This window comes from Azospirillum formosense (assembly GCF_040500525.1).
Taxonomy (GTDB): domain Bacteria; phylum Pseudomonadota; class Alphaproteobacteria; order Azospirillales; family Azospirillaceae; genus Azospirillum; species Azospirillum formosense_A.
The window spans coordinates 307389-326727 of the sequence record NZ_CP159402.1; the positions used below are offsets into that span (position 1 = coordinate 307389).

Here is a 19339-nt window from a genome sequence, read left to right on the forward strand (position 1 = left end):
GCGGAGGACAGAACCGATTGAGTGTAGCGTCCTAGGGGTCCAGCGCCCTGAGATTTCGAGGGCGGTTCCTAGCGCGATTCCGGCCCGAGGGCAAGCGTGACCGCAAGCACGGGACACGGAACTCTGCAATCGATTACGGCGAATGGCCGGAACGGCAAACAGGAATTTGGCGTTGCGGGTGCGGCGCACTATTCTTTGGATAGGTTTTCACGGCCGTTCGGCCAGGGGGGAAGAACCATGATTCGCTTTGCATCGGCATTCTGCCTGACCGCGACCCTGGCGCTGGGAGGCGGCGGCGCGGCCTTGGGACAAACCGTCGCAGACTATGAGGCCGCTCTGGCCGAGGCCCCGTTGAACACGGCCGCCGCCGCTCCGGCGACCACGGCGGTGCCCAATGCGGCGCCCATGGCGGCGGACGCCCCGTCGGCCACCGACGTACTCTATTGCCGGCCCGTGTCGAACTACGTGTACACCTCGGTCCCGCCGGGGGAGCGCAGCGGCATCGTGGTGCCCTTCGTCGCCTTCGACGGGCCGAGCGACCCGGCGATCCTGCGCAAGCGCGCCCTGTGCGAGACGGTGCGCCGGATGGCGGTGATCCAGTTCGATTCCGGGTCGGGCGAGGAGATCGTCACCCCGCCGCAGCTGATCGACACCGACCCGTCGCGCCCCCTTTACCAGAGCGATCCGACGCCGGCCCCCGACGCGCGGCGCGCGCCGGCCCGCCGTCCCCTGGAAATCCAGTAACACCCCGCTTGGAAGCGGCGCTCCGCGGCGTCAGGAGCGGACGCCGTAGAGCGCGAGGTGGCGGGCCATGTCCGCCGCGGGCAGCGGGTAGTCGGTGCCCTGGCGGGCGTTCAGCACGGCGCGCGGCGGGATGCCGGCGGCGCGGACCTGCACCCGCATGGCGCAGCGCATCGAGTAGCCCGCCCGCCAGACCAGCGCAGTGACCGCACGGGGGTCGCCGGAGCGCAGGATGTCGTCCACGATCCCCGGATGGACGGCGGCGCGCAGGGCCAGCGCGGCGCGGACGAAGTCCGTTTCCTCCCAGGACAGGGCGTCGCCCAGCGCCGTCTCGTCCAGGGCGCCCTGGCGGTGCAGGCGGACGGCGCGGCGCCCCGGCGACTCGGCGGGATCGCGCTCTTCGACCCAGGAGACGCGGCGGCGGGTCACGGCGGCGACCTCCGCCGCGGTCGCCGCGTCCAGATCGGTGCGGCGGCGCAGCAGGTCGGCCACCGAGTCGTCGACGAACTCCGCCAGCCGCAGGGCCAGCCGCTGCGGCAGGGCGCGGCGGCCGGCGAGCTTGGCCTGCCAGTCCGGATGGCCGCCCGACCGCTCCACCAGATCCTCCAGCCGGTCGTCCGGGATGACCGCGCCGTCGTTGTCGAGCAGGACGCCCGTGGCCTCCACGTCGCCCGTGTCGACGATGGCGCAGGACAGCGGCGCGCTGACCGCCGGCCGACGCGCGATGGCCGACAGCGCCCAGCCCGCCGGGTGGGCGGCGATGACCTCCAGCAGGTCCTCGTCGGTCAGGGTGGCGCAGCAATGCAGGATCGGCTCCGCCACCGAGCGCTCCACGTCGCGGGCCAGCGTGCGCGCCACCGCGGGCGGGGCGCAGGCGACGTCCTTCAGGGCCCCGGCCAGCGCCGTCCGCACATGGGTCGCGTGATCGCGGGCCAGCCGCTCCAGCGTGCGCAGGGCGGCGGCGGTGGCCCTGTCCTGGCGGTCCGGAGGCAGGTCGGGCAGCAGCCGGCACAGCTTGCGCGCCAGCAGCGCGCGCACCCCGGCGTCGCCCATGCCGGCCCGCCGCGATTCGACCAGCGCCGTGCCGACGCGGCGGCGGGCCGGTTCCGGCGCCGCGGCACCCGGGGGAGGATCGTCGAACAGATAGCCGAGCAGGTCCGGGTCGACCCCCTCGTCCTTGGGGATGCCCGTTCGCGGCGCCGGGCGGGCCGCGCCGGGGTGGTCGTCCCCGTGACCGGCGTGGGGAGGCTGACGTGGCTGCATCCGCCTATCCAACGACGGCGCGGTTAACGGGCCGCTAACGGCGCCGAACTTGTCATCGAAGCGGCCATCGCCGCCCGCCCGGCGCAACCGTTCCCCGCACCCGCAGAGATGCCGCCGGCCGGCGATGTCAAAGCGTCGAAAAACCTTGGCTGAAAAGAAAAAAGGCCGCAGCCCCGATGGGGCGCGGCCTTGAAGAGTTTAGGGAGGAAACGCACTGCAAAAGCAGTAACGGGGCGGATGATAGGCTCTGACCTTGGCGGATGGTAATACCAAGTTGGTATTGGTGCGGTGCGGTGTGCGCATGGCGGCGTGGGAATAAAATGTTGCTTGCCCAGCGGGTGGGCAGGATTTCGACCGTTTGCACACATTCGAGCCGGCTGAGCGGATGGTGGAAACACAAACGATCGGACCCGGAATATTGTTTGCGACCGGAACGATGACGCGTGGCGTCTCGCCGAATGCTGGGAAACAGCCGTTCGCGCACGCCCGGGGTCACCGCTTTCCTTGGCTGCGGTTCGTCCGTTCGGCGAATTGTCCGTGAGGCGTGGGGCCGGTCCGCTGGGAAAGCCCTCCCCCGCGGCGGGCCGGCGGCGCGGGGGAGGGGATAAAGAGGCGGTGCTCAGGCGGCCAGCTTCTCGCGGATCAGCGCCTTGGTCTCGTCCAGGCCGTAGAGCTGGATGAAGGAGCCCATGCGCGGGCCGGTGGTCTGGCCGAGCAGCACCTCGTAAAGCGCCTGGAACCATGCGCGCAGCTCGGTGAAGCCATGCTCCTTGCCGACCGCGAAGACCTCATTCTGTATGACGTCGCCCGCCGCGTCGGCGGGGATGGCGTCCAGACGCGTCAGCAGATCCTCCAGCGCGGCGCGCTCGGCGTCGGTGGGGGCGCGGAAGCGCTTCGTCGGCTTCACTTGGTCCTGGTAGTAGCGGACTGCGTAGCCGACCAGCTTGTCCAGGAAGGGGCTGTTCTCCGGCGTCGCCTCGGGCGCGTAGCGGCTGATGAAGCCCCACATCACGTCCTTGGTCTCGGCGTTCGCCGCGCCGGCGAGGTTCAGCAGCAGGTTGAAGGACACGTCCGAGCGCACCGCCGGAGCCGTGCCGTTGTGGATGTGCCAGGCCGGGTTCTCAAGCGCCTTGGCCGGCTCCTCCACCGGCAGCTTGGCGACGAAGGCGAGATACTCGTCCACCGCCCGCGGGATCACGTCGAAATAGAGGCGCTTGGCCGACTTCGGCTTCTGGAACATGTAGAGGGCGAGGCTTTCCGGCGGGGCGTAGGCCAGCCACTCCTCCATGGTCAGGCCGTTGCCCTTGGACTTGGAGATCTTCTGCCCCTTGTCGTCGAGAAACAGCTCGTAGTTGAAGCCCTGCGGCGGGGTGCCGCCGAGGATGTTGACGATCTTTCCGGCCAGTTCGGCCGACGGGATCAGGTCCTTGCCGTACATCTCGTAATCGACGCCCAGCGCGTACCAGCGCATGCCCCAGTCGGGCTTCCACTGGAGCTTGACGTGACCGCCGGTGACCGGGACCTCGACCTTCTTGCCGTCCTCGTCCTGGAAGACGATGGTGCCGGCGTCCACGTCGCGCTCCAGCACCGGGACCTGCAGCACGCGGCCGGTGGAGGGGGAGACGGGCAGGAACGGGCTGTAGGTCTGCTGGCGCTCCTCGCCCAGAGTCGGCAGCATGACGGCCATGATCTCGTCATAGCGCCGCAGCACGCCGAGCAGCGCCTCGTCGAAGCGGCCCGACTTGTACCAGTCGGTGGAGGACTGGAACTCGTACTCGAAGCCGAAGCTGTCGAGGAAGGCGCGCAGCCGCGCGTTGTTGTGCGCACCGAAGCTGTCGTGCGTGCCGAACGGGTCGGGGACCTGGGTCAGCGGCTTGCCGAGGTTGGCGGCGACCAGCTCCTTGTTCGGGATGTTGTCCGGAACCTTGCGCAGCCCGTCCATGTCGTCGGAGAAGCAGAAGAGCTTCGTCGGGATGTCGCTCATCCGCTGGAAGGCCTGACGGACCATGGTGGTGCGCGCCACCTCGCCGAAGGTGCCGATGTGCGGCAGGCCCGACGGACCGTAGCCGGTCTCGAACAGGACGTAGCCTTTGGCCGGCGGCTCTTTCGCGAAGCGCGCGACCAGTTTGCGCGCCTCCTCGAACGGCCACGCCTTCGCCTGCAACGCCAATTCCCGCTCGCCGGTCATGGTAGAGCCCCTTCAAAACTCGACGGAAGTGTAGAAAGGCAGCGACCCTAGGGCGCAGCGCGCCGTCCGTCAACGGGCGCCGCTTGTCCGTTTCACGGTTCGGGCGCATGTCTGGATGTGGATCACCCGCCGAGGACCCGCATGAGCTGGCTGTTTCTGTCCGTCGCCATCGCCTTCGAGATCGTGGGCACCGTCGCCATGAAGATGTCCGACGGCATGACCCGCCTGTGGCCCAGCCTGGCGGTGGTCGCCTGCTATCTGGTGGCCTTCGCGATGCTGGCCCAGGCGCTGCGCGAGATCGAGGTGGGCGTGGCCTACGCCATCTGGTCTGCGGTGGGCACCGCGGCCATCGCGGCGATCGGCGTGTGGGTGTTCGGCGAGTCGCTGAACTTCCTCAAGCTGGCCGGGATTCTGCTGATCGTGGCGGGGGTGGTGAGTTTGCGGATGTCGGGGGGCGGGGCGTAGTCGTTTTTAAGAAAAGGTGATGGCTTGCATAGCATTGCCCCCTCCCCGGCCCTCCCCCGCTTCGCAGGGGAGGGCCGGGGAGGGGGCAATGCAGGCGCCAATGTACCCTTCAAAGAAAAGGAGCATTCTACTTCGCGCAATCGGCCAGCCCGTCGCGCTCGACCACCGCCATGCGCCGCTCGATGACCCCGGCGCGCCGCGCCACATAGGCGCCGGGCGGGTTCGGCGACCAGTTGCGGGGGTTGGGCAGGACGACGGCCAGCAGGGCGGCCTCGCGGCGGGTCAGGGCCGAGGCCGGCTTCTTGAAATGGTGGCGTGCGGCGGCCTCGGCGCCGTAGACGCCGTCGTCCCACTCCACGATGTTCAGATAGACCTCCAGGATGCGGCTCTTCGGCCACAGCGTCTCGATCAGCAGGGTGAACCACGCCTCGATGCCCTTGCGGGTCCAGCTGCGGTCCGGCCAGAGGAAGGCGTTCTTGGCGGTCTGCTGGCTGATGGTGCTGCCGCCGCGCAGGCGCCGGCCCTCCTCGTTGTCCTCGAAGGCGCCCTCGATGGCCGCCCAGTCGAAGCCGCCATGGCCGCAGAACAGTGTGTCCTCCGACGCGATGACGGCGCGGGCGAGGTGGGGAGACATCTGCGACAGGGGCACCCAGTCGTGCGCCAGTCCGGACCCGCCGGCGGCGCGGATCAGCATCAGCGGCGTGGCCGGCACCGGAACCACGCGGTAGAGCGCCGCCCAGCCGACGCTGAAGGCCACCAGGGCGACGGCCAGGGCCATCAAAAGTCTCAGCAGACGCCGGACCGGAAACCGCATGCGCTCGACCTCTCCTCTGCGACGCTCAAGGACGGGGGAGCACTTTCGAGGGGGCGGGCGGATCGGTCAACACGGGTTTGCTCGCATTGCGGCGGCGGGGACCACTATACTGCGCGCCATGGATCTGACCTCGGCGCCTTCCCTCCCGTCCTTCAGTCTCGATGACGCGCCGGCCCTGGTCGCCGGCGCGCGGCGCGTGGTCCTTCTGACCGGCGACGGCGAGGTGGAGGAGTTGCCGCCCGCCGCCGCGGCGAGGCGGGCGCGCCGCCAGCCTCCGCTCGTCTGCCACGCGCGGGCCATGGCGCGGCGGCTGGGGACGGAGCCCTTCGCCGCCTTCGACCTGCTGGAGCTGTTCGCCTTCGTGCTGCCCGCCCGCTTCTGCGTGCCGACCCCGCGTGGGCTGGCCGAGGCGCTGGACCTGCCGATCCCCGACGGGCTGGAGGACGACGCGCTGGCCCTGCACCGGGCGGTGCGCAAGCTGCTTGGCCTGCTGGGCACGCCGGGGCGGGAGGAGGCGTCCGACCCGGTGGCCTTCGCCTGGGAGATGGGGCGCGCCGGCTGGCTGTGGGCGCCCGCCGTTCTGGCCGCGCTCGGCAAGCCGGACGGGCCGGAGAAGGGCGCCGGCCGCGCCGGCCTGCGCGTCTGGACCCGCATCAAGGAATGGCAGGACGGCCCGCCCGAGCCGCCGCCCGCCCACCACCCGGTGGAGCCGGACGAGGCGCGCCGCCGGCTGTCGGTGATGCTGTCGGCCAGCGTGCCCGGCAAGGTCGCCGAGCCGCGCCCGCAGCAGGCCGACTACGCCAGCGCGGTGTCCGCCGCCTTCGCCCCGCGCCCCGCGCCCGACACGCCGAACGTCGTTCTGGCGGAGGCGGGAACGGGCGTCGGCAAGACGCTGGGCTATCTGGCGCCGGCCACGGTGTGGGCGGAGAAGAACGGCGGCACGGTGTGGATCTCCACCTACACCCGCAACCTCCAGCACCAGATCGACGCGGAGCTGGACCGCCTCTACCCCGAGCCGGCGACCAAGGCGCGCAAGGTCGTGCTGCGCAAGGGCCGGGAAAACTACCTGTGCCTGCTGAACCTGGAGGAGGCCGTCCGTGGCATGCCGATGCAGCCGCACCACGCCATCGGGGTCGGGCTGATGGCGCGCTGGGCGGCGGCGACGCGCGACGGCGACCTGACCGGCGGCGATTTCCCCGGCTGGCTGGTCGACATCGCCGGGCGCGGGCGGACGCTGGGCCTCGCCGACCGGCGGGGCGAGTGCATCTACTCCGCCTGCGACCATTACGCCCGCTGCTACATCGAGAAGAGCGTGCGCCGCGCCCGCAAGGCCGACGTGGTGATCGCCAACCACGCGCTGGTCATGGTGCAGGCGGCGCTCGGCGGCGGCGAGGAGCCGACGCTGCCCACCCGCTACGTCTTCGACGAGGGGCACCATGTCTTCGACGCGGCGGACAGCGCCTTCGCCGGGCATCTGACCGGGCGCGAGACGCAGGAGCTGCGGCGCTGGCTGCTGGGGGCGGAGGAGACCGGGCGCAGCCGCGCCCGCGGGCTGAAGCGACGCATCGAGGATCTGGTCGCCAGCGACGAGACGGCGCAGGAGCTGATGGACGCGGTGATGCTGGGCGCCCGCGTCCTGCCGGCGGAGGGCTGGGCGGCGCGGCTGTCCGCCGACAACCCGCAGGGACCGACCGAGGCCTTCCTGCTCGCCGCGCGGCGGCAGGTCTATTCGCGGACGGCGGGGCAGGGCGGCCCCTACAGCCTGGAGGCCGACAAGGCCTATCCGGTGGACGGACTGCTCGACGCCGCGGCGGCGCTGGAGGCGGCGCTGGTCCGGTTGGCGGAACCGCTGGCCGGGCTGGCCAAGCGGCTGGCGGCAAGGCTGGAGGACGAGACCGCGGAACTGGACAGCGACCAGCGCCGCCGCATCGACGCCATGGCGCGCAGCCTGACCCGGCGCGGCGTGCTGACGGTCGAGGCGTGGCGGGCCATGCTGAAGACCCTGCCGGTGGAAACGCCGGCGCAGTTCGTGGACTGGTTCGCGGTGGAGCGCATCGACGGGCGCGACGTGGACGTCGGGCTCTACCGCCACTGGATCGACCCGACCGTGCCCTTCGCCGAGGCGCTGGCCGGGCCGGCGCACGGCATGGTGGTCACCTCCGCCACGCTGACCGACGGCACCGGCGACACCGCCATGGACTGGCAGGCGGCCGAGGACCGCTGCGGCGCCAGCCACCTGCCGAAGCCGGCGCTGCGCGCCCAGGTGCCGTCGCCCTTCGACTATCCCAACCGCACGCGGGTGATGGTCGTCACCGACGTGCGCAAGGACGATCTGGGGCAGGTGGCGTCGGCCTACCGCACGCTGTTCCAGGCGGCGGGCGGCGGGGGGCTCGGGCTGTTCACCGCGATCAGCCGCTTGCGCGCCGTCTACGACCGCATCGTCGAGCCGCTGGACGCCACCGGCGTCCCGCTCTACGCCCAGCATGTCGACCCGCTGGACGTGGCGACCCTGATCGACATCTTCCGGGGGGAGGAGCACGCCTGCCTGCTCGGCACCGACGCGGTGCGCGACGGGGTGGACGTGCCGGGCCGCAGCTTGCGGCTGATCGTGTTCGACCGCGTGCCCTGGCCGCGCCCCGACATCCTGCACCGCGCCCGGCGCGACGCCTTCGGGCGGCGGCGCTACGAGGACATGATCGCGCGGCTGCGGCTGAAGCAGGCCTTCGGCCGGCTGGTGCGGCGGGCCGACGACACCGGGGTGTTCGTTCTGCTCGACCCGATGATGCCGAGCCGCCTGTTCGGCGCCTTCCCCGAGGGGGTGGAGGTCCGCCGCGTCGGCATCAAGGAGGCGGTCGAGGCGACGGCGGAGTTCCTGCGGGGCTGGTGAGACCCCGCAGGAATCGGGAAGCCGTTCAGGCGGCGCGGATCGCCGCCAGGAAGCTCTCCACGTCGCGGCGCAGGTTCTCCGCCTGCGACGCCAGCCCGCCGGCGGCGCCCAGCACCTGATGGGCGGCGGCCCCGGTGGTGCCGGCGGCTTCGGTCACCTGGGCGATGTTCCTGGAGACCTCGCGCGTGCCGATCGCCGCCTGCTGGACGTTGCGCGAGATCTCGTTGGTCGCGGCGGACTGCTCCTCGATCGCGGCGGCGATGGAGGTGGAAATCTCGTTGATCGCCGCGATGGTGCGGCCGATCCCTTCGATGGCGCCGACTGAGCCGGCGGTGGCCTCCTGGATCGCCTGGATCTGGGCGGCGATCTCGTCCGTCGCGCGGGCGGTCTGGTTGGCGAGCTGCTTCACCTCCGACGCGACGACGGCGAAGCCCTTGCCGGCCTCGCCGGCGCGGGCCGCCTCGATGGTGGCGTTCAGCGCCAGCAGGTTCGTCTGGCCGGCGATGTTGGTGATGAGCTGCACCACGGCGCCGATGCGTGCGCGGCGTCGGCCAGCCCGCGCACGGAGTCGGTGGTGCGCCCGGCCTCCTGCACCGCCTGTCCGGCGATGCCGGTGGAGCGGGTGACCTGCGACCCGATCTCCCCGATGGAGCTGGACATCTCCTCCGCGGCGCTGGCGACCGTCTGCACGTTGGCGCTGGTCTGCTCCGCCGCGGCGGCGGCGTTGGCCGCCTGGTCGTTGGTCTGGCGGGCGGTGGCCGCCATGCTCTGGGCGGTGGTGTCCAGCTCGGTCGCGGCGGCGGCGACGTTGCGCAGCGCGTCGGCGACCTGATCCTCGAAGGAGGCGATCAGCCGCTCGACCGCCTCGGTCCGCCGCAGCTTGGCGGCCTGCTCGGCGGCCTGCTCGGCGGCCAGCCGGTCGGCCTCGATCAGCCCGTCCTTGAAGACCTGGACCGCGGTGGCCATGGCGCCGATCTCGTCGCCGCGGCTGGCGAAGGGAATCGCCGTCGTCTTGTCGCCGCCGGCCAGCCGGCGCATCGCCTCGGTCATCGCGCCGATCGGCGAGGAGACGCCGCGGATCATCATCACCGCGCCGCCCAGGCAGACGGCGATGCCGATGACCAGCGCGACGATCAGCATCGAGCTGGACTGGGCATAGACCACGTCGGCGTCGTCGCTCGCCTTGGCGGCCCCGCGGTTGTTGTGGTCGATCAGGGCGTCGAGCGTCCGCACGACCTCCTGGAAGGCCTTGTCGGCCGCGTCGCGGAACAGGGCGTTGGCCGCGGCGTTCTCGCTGCGGCGCGACAGGGCGACGATCTGGCGGTGCAGGGTGAGATAGTGCGCCCATTGCTGCTCGAACTGGGCGAACAGCCCGCGCCCCTCGGCGGTGCGCAGCGTCGCCTCGTAGGTCCGGCGGGCGTTGGCGATGCTGGCCTCCAGATCGTCCATCCGCTTTTCCGCCGAGGTCATTTCCGCCTCGGTGGCGCTGAGGATGTGGGCGCTCTGCAGGATGCGGAAGTTCGACACGGCGTCATTCACGGTGTTGACCTGAACGACCCGCGGCATCCAGAAGCTGGCGATTTCCGTCGAGCTGTCGTTGACCACCGAAAGACGGTTGATTCCCAAGGCGCCGATGCCGGCGAGAAGCATGGATAGAAACGCAAAAACGGCAAAAGTCTTTGTTCTGACGCTGATGTCATTCATGGTGTTTTGCTTTTTTGTGTTGTCTTGGCGGTCGGTTTCCTCGAGCGCTCACCAAAGGAGGATTTTTTATTTTTGTTTGTCTTCGTTGATAGTGAACAATTGCGCAATGAACCGGTTGCGGCAAAATCGTTCATTGTGTGTCAGCGAGGCGATGCCTCGCATGGTCCGCCCACCGGCCGCACGGGCGCGGATGGGCAATGCAAAAGCTCACATGTTCTGCGATAAGTTGAAGAATCGGGTGGCGGCCGAGAGGCGGCCATGCGGAGAGATTCGCAGGACGCTTCCGAGGACGTCGGCCCGGAAGAAACTGGCGTCCAACTGTCGCCGCCGCCGCCGTGCTCCCGCGGTCGGTGAAGGAGACTTCGCCATTCCACCGGTGCGGAGCTGGACGCCCTTCGGGAATGCACGGTTTCTAGTGTGGCGTGCCGACGCTCACCGGCGGCCCCGCAGAATCCGCACCAAAGGCAACATAAAGGGAGCGCACACCGAGAATGGCCATGTCGTATCCATACATAAAAGTGCTGCGCACCGCGTATCCGAGCGTTTTTTACATGATAATACGTGCCGTCACAACATGATAAAACGTGCAACCAACGACCGGCCTCGTCCCGAGCGGGGCGCCGTGGGAAGCAAGTTCACCCTGGAAACGCAGGCTCTCACCCCAGGCCGGGGAGAGACCGGCCTGGTGCAACTCGGGGATCGGCTCAAAACCGTGCGCGAATTTCTCGGCGAGACACAAAAAACGATGTCGCGCCGGTTCCGCCTCGGCGAGAACACGTGGCAGTCCTACGAGTTGAACGGCAAGCTTCCCAAGGGAGAGACCCTGTCGGAACTGGCGGCCCTGGGCATCGATATGAACTGGCTGCTGACCGGCCGGGGCGGCATGCGGAAGGCGGCCGGTGGGCCAGAGTCGGGCGAGGGTGCCCTTCCGCTCCCGCCGCGGGAGGCCGCCACCCCCCGATCGGCCCTCGACCTCGCGCTGTTGAGCGAGGCGGTCGCTCTCGTCGAGCAGGGGCTGGCCGTCCGGGGCCGCCGGCTGTCGCCCCGCGCCAAGGGCCATCTGGTGGCGGCCTTGTACGGGCTGGCGGCGGAGGGTGGGGGCGGCTCCCGTCCGTCCGGCGTCAGCCCGGCCGCCGCGGCTCATCTGCTCTGGCTCGCCTTGCAGATGGACGATGGGGCGCACCAGGCGGTGAGCGGCGACGGGACGCCAGAGCCGCCGTGACGACGGCCTATCCGGCTGTGCCGATGCGCGAGAGGTCGAAGGGCGTGGTCTGGTAGATCTGGTTGATCCAGTTGGCGAACAGCAGATGGGCGTGGCTCCGCCACCGGTTCTCGGGCGGGCGGCTCGGATCGTCGTCGGGGAAATAGCCCTGCGGAACCGGCGTGGCCGGGTCCTTGGCGACGTCCCGCACATACTCGTTGCGCAGCGTGTCCGTGTCGTACTCGATGTGGTTGAACATGTGCAGCGACCGGTGGGCGGCGTCCTCCAGCAGGCAGGGGCCGGTCTCCGGGGAGTCCAGGAGCACGCGCAGGCCGCTATCGGGAGGGAGGTCCTCCTCGCGCACCTCGGTCCAGCGCGAGACCGGGATGGGCACGCCGTCGGACAGGCCGCACAGGTAGGGCGAGGCGGGGGCGCGGTTGCGGTGCCGGTACACGCCGGACGCCTTGCGCGGCAGAAGATGCTTCGGCACGCCGTGGAAATGATGGACGGCGGCCTGCGCCGCCCAGCAGATGTTCAGGCAGGCATGGACATGGCTCTGCGTCCAGTCGAAGACCGAACACAGCTCGTCCCAGTAGGACACCTCCTCGAAGGGCATCGTCTCGACCGGGGCGCCGGTGATGATGAAGCCGTCGAACGTCTCGCGGCGCGCGTCCTCCCACGACCGGTAGAAGGCGCTCATATGGTCCGCCGCGGTGTTGCGCGGCACATGGTTGGTGATCCGGATCAGCGACAGCTCGACCTGGAGCGGGGTGTTGCCCAGAAGGCGGGCGATCTGCGTCTCGGTCCGGATCTTGTCGGGCATCAGGTTGAGCAGGCCGAAGCGCAGGGGCCGGATGTCCTGCCGGATGGCGTCGGCCTCCTGCATGACCATGACGCCCTCGGTCTGGAGGGCGGTGAAGGCGGGAAGATCGTTGGGTATCCTGATGGGCATGACTCGTCCGGCTCCGCTGTCGGTGCATCGGTCGGAACAGACGTCATGGCGAACCCCGTTTGTTTGCCGGTCCGGCCACATCCCCCTTCGGGACGCCACCTTGCTCGGGAAAGCAGGTTGGCGTTGAGCGTCCGCTCAACTCTTGATGCGCGGTGCACATTATACGGGCAGCGGCGGCTTGGCAACAGCGGCGGGACCGCCGGCGGGCGGTCCCGGTCGCCTGATGCCCAGGCCGCTTCGCCTCAGGCCGCCTTGATGGCAACGAGGAAGTTCTCCACCTCGCTCTTCAGGCGCATCGCCCCCTGGTTCAGCTCGCCGGAGGCCGACATCACCTGGGTCGCGGCGCTGCCGGTCTCGGTCGCGGCCTGCGACACCCGGCCGATGTTGCTCGTCACCTCCTGGGTGCTCTGCGCCGCCTGCTGCACGCTGCGGCTGATTTCCTGGGTCGCCGCGCCCTGCTCCTCGATGGCGGCGGCGATGGAGGAGGAGATGTCGTTGATCGAGGAGATGGTCGCCCCGATTCCGCGGATGGCGCCGACCGCGCCGCCGGTGGCCGCCTGGATGGCGCCGATCTGCTGGGCGATCTCCTCCGTCGCCTTGGAGGTCTGGTTGGCGAGGCTCTTGACCTCGCTCGCCACCACGGCGAAGCCCTTGCCGGCCTCGCCGGCGCGGGCCGCCTCGATCGTCGCGTTCAGCGCCAGCAGGTTGGTCTGGGCTGCGATGTTCTGGATCAGGTCCACCACGTCGCCGATGCGCTGGGCCGCTTCCGACAGCCCCTGCACGGTGGCGTTGGTGCGGTCGGCCTCGTCCACCGCCTTGCCGGCGATGCCGGCCGACTGCGACACCTGCTGGGAAATCTCGGTGATGGAGGCGGCCATCTCCTCCGACGCGGCGGCGACGGTCTGCACGTTGGCCGAGGTCAGCTCCGCCGCCGACGCCGCGCTGCCGGCCTCGGCGCGGGTGTGCTCGGCGATGTCGGTCATGCTGCGGGCGGTGGTGTCGAGCTGCGAGGCCGCGGCGCCCACGGTCTGCAGCACGCTGTGCACCGCGCCGTCGAAGTTGCGGATCAGCGAATCAATCCGCTCGGTGCGGCGGCGCTTGTTCTCCTCCTCGGCGGCCTGGGCGGCGGTCAGCCGCTCCGCCTCGATCAGCCCGTCCTTGAAGACCTGCACCGCGCGGGCCATGGCGCCGATCTCGTCCTGCCGGTCGCCCCCTTCCACCGCGACGCCGAGGTCGCGCCTGGCGAGACGGTCCATGATCGAGGTCAGGGCAACGATGGGCCGGGCGACCGACCTGGTCATGGCGACGCCGGCGATCAGGCAGAGGAGCGCCACGAAGGCGATGGCCCCCAGGATCCAGTTCTGCGCCCCGACATAGGTGGCCCGTCCGGAGTCCGCCGCCTTCGTGGCGTTCTCGACGTTGGAGGCGGTCAGCTCGTTGACGAGCGCGTTGCTCTCCTCATAGGCCTTGCGCGATTGCTCCCGGTAGATGCCGGTGGCCTTCTCATTCTCGTTGGCGCGGGACGGGGGAAGAAGCGTGTCCCGGCTGATCGTCATGTAGCGGTCCCAGGAGGCTTCCCAGCGCTTGAAGGTCTGGGTTTCAAAGCCGGTGGTCAGCAGCGGCTCGTACTTCCGCCTGGCCTCGGCCAAGCGCTTCAGGGTCACCGCCATTTCCTTTTCGACCTCGGCCATCTCCGCGGGGTAGAGGGCCAGGATGTGGGAGGCCTCCAGGATGCGGTAGTCGCTCATCGCGCTGTCAATCTCGCCGATGGCGGTGACGCTGGGCAGCCAGTTGGCTCGGATGTCCTCGGCGGCCCGGTTGACGGTGCTCAGCCGGTCGACGGCGAACAGTCCCAGGGCGATGGACATCAGCAGGACCGCAATCGTGGCGGCGACCACCTTGGTCCGGATGGTCATGGAACTCAGCATGGACATGGCGCGTGTCTCTTTCCCCGGAAACGAAGCCGTGGCTATCGATTGTATTGAGTCTGAACGAAAGGATTCGGCAGACCAGGCGCCCGTGCGTCGGGCGTTGGACTTGCCGTGATCAAATGATTGAACAACAGATGTTAAAAAAAGATGCAAGACCGGCGCGGCGCGGTCTGCGTGGCTTTGTTCAACGATGTCTTTGTTTCAGAAGGATGAACGGCCGGAGAGGCGCGTGCGGGCAGCGCAGGTCACGCCACGGTTCAGACGGGCGGCGCGTAGGTGGCCAGCAGGAAGGACAGGGTGACGACGCTGGCGATGGTGGACATCAGGATCGCGGCGGAGGTGCGCTCCACATAAATGCGGTACTGGCTGGCCACCACGAAGGTCAGGGCGCCGGTGGGCAGTCCGGCGAGGATGATGGCCGACCCGGCCCAGAAGGGGTCCAGCGGGAACAGGGTCCGGATGAGGAGCCAGGCCAGCGCCGGCTGCACCACCAGCTTCAGGGCGCTGATCCAGCCGGCCTCCAGCAGGTTGGCCTTCAGGCTCTGGGTCGCCAGGAACAGGCCGATGGCGAACAGGGCGCAGGGACCGGCGGAGGCGCCCATCAGGTCGCAGTAGATGGCGATCGGGCGCGGCACCGGCACGCCGGACAGGAGGACCGACCAGGCGAGCCCCAGGGCCGTGGAGATGATCAGCGGGTTCTTGACCAGCGCCCGGCCGACGTCGCGCAGCGCCTTGCCGATGCCGCCGCCCTGGCTGTTGGCGAACTCCAGCCAGATCACCGCGATGCCGACCATGATCGCGCTCATGATGACGGTGGCGAGGATGGCCGGGGCCAAGTGGTCGGGGCCGAAGGCCGCCAGGAACAGCGGGATGCCCATGTAGCCGGTGTTGGAGAAGCAGGCGTTCAGACCCTGCATGCACTGAATCTGCGTCCGTTCCCGGTGGATCAGCCAGCCGAGCAGGGCGCCCAGCGCGTAGACCGCCAGCATCGAGCCGAGGAAGGCGCCGATGAAGGGGCCGTTGAAGATCTCCGGCAGCGAGCGTTTGGCCGTGCCGAGGAACAGCACCGGCGGCAGGGCCATCCAATAGACGAACTTGTTCAGCGCCTCCGACGAGGCGGGACCGAGCAGCTTCGCCTTACCGGAGAGGACGCCCGCCAGGATGATGGCGAAGACCGGGAGCGCCACGTTGAAGACCACCGACATGGGGGCGGACCTTAAGGGGCAACCCGTCCCCTGTCGAGGGACCCACCCGTCCGCCCCGGGCATAGCTCCCTTGCCGGCGCTCGCTCCCTTGACGGCGCGCGGGGGGCGGGCAAGATTGGGCGGGGCCCTTTTTCCGCAGGAGTTTCGATGATCAACCATCACAGCGCGCTCATCTACGTCATGGTGCTGGTGTCGGCGTGCGACGGCGACATGACGGACGCGGAGCTTGAGGCCATCGGCGAGAACGTTCGCTATCTGCCGATCTTCAAGGATTTCGACATCGACCGGCTGACCGACGTGACCCGGGAATGCTCCGGCCTGCTGGCCGACGCCGACGGGCTGGAGACGACGCTCCAGATCGTCAAGGAGGCCATTCCGTCCAGGCTGTCCGAGACCGCCTACGCGCTCGCCTGCGACATCGCCGCGGCGGACCCGTCGGCCTCGCAGGAGGAACTGCGCATGCTGGAGCTGATCCGGCACAAGCTGGGCGTGGACCGGCTGTGCGCCGCCGCCATCGAACGCGGCGCGCGGGCGCGCCACACCCGCCTGTGACGGACCGGGACATGACCGGACAGAGCGGTCTGGCGGGACGGACGATCGGCTTCATCGGGCTGGGCCTGATGGGCCGGCCGATGGCCCGCAATCTGGCGAAGGCCGGCGCGGCCCTGGTGATCAGCAGCCGCAGCCCCGGCCCGGTGGAGGAGCTGGCGGCCGAGGGCATGAGCCCCGCCGCCGGGCCGGCCGAGGTCGCCGCCCGCGCCGATTCCATCGTTCTGATGCTGTCGGACACGGTGGCGGTCGAGGCGGTGGCGGCATCCCTGATGGACGCGCTGCGGCCCGGCCATCTCGTCATCGACATGGGCACCACGGCGGTCGGGGCGACCCGCAAGCTGGCCGAGGCCGTCCGCGCCAAGGGAGCCGACTGGGTGGACGCCCCGGTGTCCGGCGGCACGGTGGCGGCGGAGGCCGGCAGCCTGACGATCATGGCCGGCGGCACGGAGGAGGCCTTCGCCCGCGCCCTGCCGCTGTTCCAGGCGATGGGCCAGCGCATCACCCATGTCGGCGGCAGCGGGGCCGGTCAGGTCGCCAAGATGGCGAATCAGGTGATCGTCGCGCTGAGCATCGGCGCGGTGGCGGAAGCCCTGGCGCTGGCCAAGGCGGCGGGGGTGGAGCCGGGCAAGGTCCGCGACGCCATCCGCGGCGGCTTCGCCGAATCGCGCATTCTGGAGCTGCACGGCCAGCGCATGGTCTCCGGCGACTTCACGCCGGGCGGCCGTGTGGTCACCCAGATCAAGGACCTCAAACAGGCGGAGGAGTTGGCGGAGCAGTCCGGCATCCAGCTTCCCGCGCTGGGCCTCAGCCTGGAGCTGTTCGAGCTGCTGGCCGAGCAGGGCGACGGTGGGCTGGACCACTCCGCCTTGTACCGGCTGTTTGCAAGGGAATCGTGAAGGACGCGTTTGCCGAGTGTTCGGCTCGATGAGAACTGGCTTGCAAGCGAGGGCATAGACTTCCATGCCGACAAGGGGTGGTGACTTGCTGCAGGCCAGTTTTTTCGTATCCTGGTCAATCGTCGGAGCGTTGATCGGCTTTATCGTCGCGGCATGGGAAGGAAGCGTGGCAGGCGCCGCCCTTGGACTCCTGCTTTCCCCCAATCTGGCCGGGCGCCTTGTCGTCGGGAAGCGCCACAGAGCTTCAAACGATGCGGTCGCGTCATGGCATCGCACCAAAGCCTGCATCTTCCTGCTCAGCGGCTGCTTTTTCGTTTTCTCGCTCGGTGTCGTGTTTTTCGATTCACTGCCTGGCAATCCGATACGAAGCCGCTGTGTGGCGTATTCGTCAGTCTGTGGGTATGGAGCGAACCTGGGAGTTCTCCAATTTATCGGAGATGTATCATCGTCGATGATTGATTGGTTTGGGTTTTCTGGAGGCCGGATGCGTTCATTCGGCATCGTTCATGGGTATCTCTCGTTCTTTGTTATGAATTTTCTAGTGTTCTTCATGATCTTTGTCTTGTATTTGGTGTATTTCTTTGTGTTCCGGCTCAGGCTTAGCTGGGAAGATATGTTCTTTGGGCGTCATTTTGAAGGATGGAAATTTCTTTTCCTTGTGGCTGCGTGTCTTCTCTTTGTCTGTTGGGACACATATTCCGTGCTGCGCGCCTACATCAGTGTGCCTGACAGTGATATTGCCATGGCCCACAGAAAAATATTTTCTTCATATGGAAGAACAGCGTTTTGGTTTGCTTTGAACGCACAGATTATTTGGGTAGTGGCTAAAGTGTTTTTGTTGCTCCTTGCTCAGTCCTTTGCAAGGTTTGCCCGATAGCCGCGACCGCGTCGTGGGTTGGGCGTGCGCAACGTTGGCGCGCCTGTTCGTCAAACAGGGCCGTCAGGCGCCGGTCGGGTCGCCTCGGCCGGAGCCGTCAAGGGCCAGATGCAGCAAGGGGAACGGGCGGCCGCTGTCGTCCAGCGCGGAGCGCCCGACCTCCCGGAAGCCGAGGCGCCGATAGAAGGCCCGGGCGGCGCTGTTCTGCTCGTTCACATCGACCGTCAGGTCCGGTCCATCCACCAACGCGCGGGCGACCAGGGCGCGGCCGATCCCCCGGCCGTGCCACGCCGGATCGACGAACAGCGTGTCGATCTTGCGCCCGGTCATGCCCAGGAAGCCGACCGGCCGGTCGTCGCCGTCCACCGCGACCAGCAGCGCCGCCGCCGGAAGATATTGGTCGCGCACGAGGTCGGCGTAGAAGCCGATGTCCTCCTCGCTCAGGAAGTCGTGCGTGCTGCGCACCGCGGCGAGCCAGACGGCAAAGAGGACCGGGGCGTCGTCCGGACGGGAGGGGCGGATCGTGATCACGCGTCGAGATAGTCCTTCACCAGCAGCTCGGCGATCTGCACGGCGTTGAGCGCGGCGCCCTTGCGCAGGTTGTCGGTGGCGGCCCAGAAGGACAGGCCGTTGTCCACCGTGTAGTCCTCGCGGATGCGGCTGACGAAGACCGGGTCGTCGCCGGCGACCTCGACCGGGGTGATGTAGCCGTCGTTCTCCTGCTGGTCGATCACCTGCATGCCCGGCGCCTTGCGCAGGATGCGGCGGGCCTCCTCGGCGGTCAGCGGCTCGACGCACTCGATGGTGATGGCGGCGGCATGGCCGATGAAGACGGGGACGCGGACGCAGGTTGCGCTCACCTTGATCTTGGGATCGAGGATCTTCTTCGTCTCGACGTTCAGCGCCCACTCGTCCCGCGTCGCGCCGTCCTCCATGAAGGGGCCGACGTGGGGGATGACGTTGAAGGCGATCTGCTTGGAGAAGACGGACTTCTGCACCGGGTCGTTGACGTAGATGGCGCGGGTCTGGCCGAACAGCTCGTCCATGCCTTCCTTGCCGGCGTCCGAGGCCGCCTGGTAGGTGGAGACGACGACGCGGCCGATCGTGGCCTGTTCGTGCAGGGGTTTCAGCGCCATGGCCAGGAGGACGGCCGCGCCGCCGGGGCTGGCGACGATGTTCTTCGCCGCGTAACCGGCCAGCGCGTCGGCGTTGACCTCCGGAACCACCAGAGGGACGTCGGGGTCCATGCGGAACTGCGGGCTGGAGTCGATCACCACGGCGCCCGCCGCGGCGGCGCTCGGCGCGTGGGCCGCCGAGACCTTGGCGTCCGCGGCGAACAGCGCGATGTCCACGCCCGAGAAATCGAAGCGGACGACGTCCTGGACCTTCAGCACCTCGTCCTCGCCGAAGGACACCTCCTTGCCGACGGCGCTGTCGGCGGCCAGGGCGATCACCGCGTCGGCCGGGAACCGGCGGTCGGCGAGGGTGGCCAGCATTTCCCGTCCGACGTTGCCGGTGGCGCCGACGACCGCGACTGTGTAGCCCATGGCGGTTAATCCCTGTGATCTGCGGTGCGAAGAGGGCTTGAGGTATGCGGTTCCCAATGGAATTGCAACAGCGCCCGCGTTGTGACACCGTGTCCGCCCTATCACGAACGACCGCG

General features: G+C 68.9%; 17 protein-coding genes and 1 riboswitch. Of the genes, 7 read left to right on the forward strand and 10 right to left on the reverse strand.

What is annotated here, in order from left to right:
- The first annotated feature begins 237 nt into the window (after positions 1 to 237).
- Complete coding sequence (locus ABVN73_RS01425; protein ID WP_353858609.1) at positions 238 to 744, forward strand: hypothetical protein; 507 nt, start codon at positions 238 to 240, stop codon at positions 742 to 744.
- 30 nt (positions 745 to 774) lie between these two features.
- Here ABVN73_RS01425 and ABVN73_RS01430 read toward each other — a convergent pair whose 3' ends face one another.
- Together ABVN73_RS01430 and ABVN73_RS01435 are read right to left on the reverse strand one after the other, a co-directional pair.
- Complete coding sequence (locus ABVN73_RS01430) at positions 775 to 2004, reverse strand: DUF2336 domain-containing protein (protein ID WP_353858610.1); 1230 nt, start codon at positions 2002 to 2004, stop codon at positions 775 to 777.
- 619 nt (positions 2005 to 2623) lie between these two features.
- Positions 2624 to 4192: a lysine--tRNA ligase gene (locus ABVN73_RS01435; protein ID WP_137139875.1), complete on the reverse strand. Its 1569-nt coding sequence runs from the start codon at positions 4190 to 4192 to the stop codon at positions 2624 to 2626.
- A gap of 141 nt (positions 4193 to 4333) precedes the next feature.
- Here ABVN73_RS01435 and ABVN73_RS01440 point away from each other — a divergent pair, with 141 nt between their 5' ends.
- Complete coding sequence (locus ABVN73_RS01440) at positions 4334 to 4657, forward strand: multidrug efflux SMR transporter (protein ID WP_014241623.1); 324 nt, start codon at positions 4334 to 4336, stop codon at positions 4655 to 4657.
- Positions 4658 to 4784: 127 nt separating this feature from the next.
- On the opposite strand, the gene mtgA is transcribed toward ABVN73_RS01440, so the two are convergent.
- A complete protein-coding gene (gene mtgA, locus ABVN73_RS01445) occupies positions 4785 to 5471 on the reverse strand; it encodes a monofunctional biosynthetic peptidoglycan transglycosylase (protein WP_353858611.1) in 687 nt (228 codons plus the stop codon).
- A 118-nt stretch (positions 5472 to 5589) separates the two neighbouring features.
- Here mtgA and ABVN73_RS01450 point away from each other — a divergent pair, with 118 nt between their 5' ends.
- On the forward strand, positions 5590 to 8358 hold the full coding sequence (locus tag ABVN73_RS01450; RefSeq protein ID WP_353858612.1) for an ATP-dependent DNA helicase: 2769 nt from the start codon (positions 5590 to 5592) through the stop codon (positions 8356 to 8358).
- Between the two features lie 25 nt (positions 8359 to 8383).
- Here ABVN73_RS01450 and ABVN73_RS01455 read toward each other — a convergent pair whose 3' ends face one another.
- Together ABVN73_RS01455 and ABVN73_RS01460 are read right to left on the reverse strand one after the other, a co-directional pair.
- Complete coding sequence (locus tag ABVN73_RS01455) at positions 8384 to 8884, reverse strand: methyl-accepting chemotaxis protein (protein WP_353858613.1); 501 nt, start codon at positions 8882 to 8884, stop codon at positions 8384 to 8386.
- Positions 8833 to 10008, reverse strand: coding sequence for a methyl-accepting chemotaxis protein (locus ABVN73_RS01460; protein ID WP_353858614.1), 1176 nt, complete (start codon positions 10006 to 10008; stop codon positions 8833 to 8835). Before ABVN73_RS01460 ends, ABVN73_RS01455 begins: the two co-directional genes overlap by 52 nt.
- Positions 10009 to 10807: 799 nt before the next feature.
- Between ABVN73_RS01460 and ABVN73_RS01465 the strand changes: the two genes are divergently transcribed.
- On the forward strand, positions 10808 to 11284 hold the full coding sequence (locus tag ABVN73_RS01465; protein WP_353858615.1) for a hypothetical protein: 477 nt from the start codon (positions 10808 to 10810) through the stop codon (positions 11282 to 11284).
- 7 nt (positions 11285 to 11291) lie between these two features.
- On the opposite strand, the gene metA is transcribed toward ABVN73_RS01465, so the two are convergent.
- From metA to ABVN73_RS01480, 3 genes are all read right to left on the reverse strand, one after another.
- Positions 11292 to 12215, reverse strand: a complete 924-nt coding sequence (metA, locus tag ABVN73_RS01470) for a homoserine O-succinyltransferase (RefSeq protein WP_353858616.1) — start codon at positions 12213 to 12215, stop codon at positions 11292 to 11294.
- 49 nt (positions 12216 to 12264) lie between these two features.
- Positions 12265 to 12369, reverse strand: a riboswitch (SAM-I-IV-variant riboswitch).
- Between the two features lie 88 nt (positions 12370 to 12457).
- Positions 12458 to 14149 carry a methyl-accepting chemotaxis protein gene (locus tag ABVN73_RS01475; protein WP_353858617.1) on the reverse strand — a complete coding sequence of 564 codons (1692 nt, stop codon included), beginning with the start codon at positions 14147 to 14149 and terminating at the stop codon, positions 12458 to 12460.
- 254 nt (positions 14150 to 14403) lie between these two features.
- Entirely contained in the window at positions 14404 to 15351 is a 948-nt protein-coding gene (locus ABVN73_RS01480; protein WP_353858618.1) for an AEC family transporter, read from the reverse strand.
- 147 nt (positions 15352 to 15498) lie between these two features.
- On the opposite strand from ABVN73_RS01480, the gene ABVN73_RS01485 reads away from it, so the two are divergent.
- The 3 genes from ABVN73_RS01485 to ABVN73_RS01495 all read left to right on the forward strand — a co-directional run bounded on the left by ABVN73_RS01485 (position 15499) and on the right by ABVN73_RS01495 (position 17676).
- Complete coding sequence (locus tag ABVN73_RS01485) at positions 15499 to 15903, forward strand: tellurite resistance TerB family protein (RefSeq protein WP_145622818.1); 405 nt, start codon at positions 15499 to 15501, stop codon at positions 15901 to 15903.
- 11 nt (positions 15904 to 15914) lie between these two features.
- Positions 15915 to 16799 carry an NAD(P)-dependent oxidoreductase gene (locus ABVN73_RS01490; RefSeq protein ID WP_353858619.1) on the forward strand — a complete coding sequence of 295 codons (885 nt, stop codon included), beginning with the start codon at positions 15915 to 15917 and terminating at the stop codon, positions 16797 to 16799.
- 85 nt (positions 16800 to 16884) lie between these two features.
- Positions 16885 to 17676: a hypothetical protein gene (locus tag ABVN73_RS01495; protein ID WP_353858620.1), complete on the forward strand. Its 792-nt coding sequence runs from the start codon at positions 16885 to 16887 to the stop codon at positions 17674 to 17676.
- A 63-nt stretch (positions 17677 to 17739) separates the two neighbouring features.
- Here ABVN73_RS01495 and ABVN73_RS01500 read toward each other — a convergent pair whose 3' ends face one another.
- Both ABVN73_RS01500 and ABVN73_RS01505 read right to left on the reverse strand, forming a co-directional pair.
- Entirely contained in the window at positions 17740 to 18207 is a 468-nt protein-coding gene (locus ABVN73_RS01500; protein WP_353858621.1) for an acetyltransferase, read from the reverse strand.
- Complete coding sequence (locus ABVN73_RS01505) at positions 18204 to 19223, reverse strand: aspartate-semialdehyde dehydrogenase (RefSeq protein ID WP_353858622.1); 1020 nt, start codon at positions 19221 to 19223, stop codon at positions 18204 to 18206. The genes ABVN73_RS01500 and ABVN73_RS01505 overlap by 4 nt, the downstream gene beginning before the upstream one ends.
- Positions 19224 to 19339: the final 116 nt, after the last annotated feature.